The sequence below is a fragment of the Paenibacillus sp. AR247 genome, from assembly GCF_002968895.1.
GTDB classification, from domain to species: Bacteria; Bacillota; Bacilli; order Paenibacillales; family Paenibacillaceae; genus Paenibacillus_AQ; species Paenibacillus_AQ favisporus.
The window spans coordinates 1-672 of sequence record NZ_PCZT01000059.1; the positions used below are offsets into that span (position 1 = coordinate 1).

The 672-nt window shown below is 48.5% G+C and carries 5 tRNA genes; all 5 read right to left on the reverse strand.

Annotated features, from left to right (window positions below):
* Positions 1-102 precede the first annotated feature (102 nt).
* Positions 103-179: transfer RNA gene (locus tag CPT76_RS35775), tRNA-Asp, on the reverse strand.
* 37 nt (positions 180-216) lie between these two features.
* A tRNA-Met gene (locus CPT76_RS35780) sits at positions 217-290 on the reverse strand.
* 36 nt (positions 291-326) lie between these two features.
* Positions 327-402: transfer RNA gene (locus tag CPT76_RS35785), tRNA-Val, on the reverse strand.
* Positions 403-495: 93 nt separating this feature from the next.
* Positions 496-570: transfer RNA gene (locus CPT76_RS35790), tRNA-Glu, on the reverse strand.
* A 9-nt stretch (positions 571-579) separates the two neighbouring features.
* Positions 580-671, reverse strand: a tRNA-Ser gene (locus CPT76_RS35795).
* Between the last annotated feature and the right edge of the window lies 1 nt (position 672).

Sequence of the window (672 nt, forward strand, 5' to 3'; positions counted from 1 at the left end):
ACGAGGATTTTCAGTCCTCTGCTCTACCGACTGAGCTACCGAGCCTAATTTTGTTTCTATTAAGAGCATTATTGCAACAAACTAAACCCTCAAGAAAATAAATGGCGGAACCGACGGGATTCGAACCCGCGATCTCCTGCGTGACAGGCAGGCATGTTAGGCCTCTACACCACGGTTCCACGGCCAATTATGTATCTCCATTCGTAAGGAGATAAATTGCGGGGGCAGGATTTGAACCTGCGACCTTCGGGTTATGAGCCCGACGAGCTACCGGACTGCTCCACCCCGCGTCAATTAAAAAATATTTATTTTCTTTAAAGTATACATGGTGGAGGCTGAGGGGATCGAACCCCCGACCCTCTGCTTGTAAGGCAGATGCTCTCCCAGCTGAGCTAAGCCTCCATAAGGAACACTTTTAATATCTTAGCAGATAAACCGCTACAAAGGCAAGTATTTTTTCTTTAGGATTCTCATCCCTGATGCTAATAATTAAAGTGGTGACCCGTATGGGATTCGAACCCATGTTACCTCCGTGAAAGGGAGGTGTCTTAACCCCTTGACCAACGGGCCAAACTATAATGGCGGAGAGAGAGGGATTCGAACCCTCGAGACGCTTTTGGCGCCTACACGATTTCCAATCGTGCTCCTTCGGCCAACTCGGACACCTCTCCA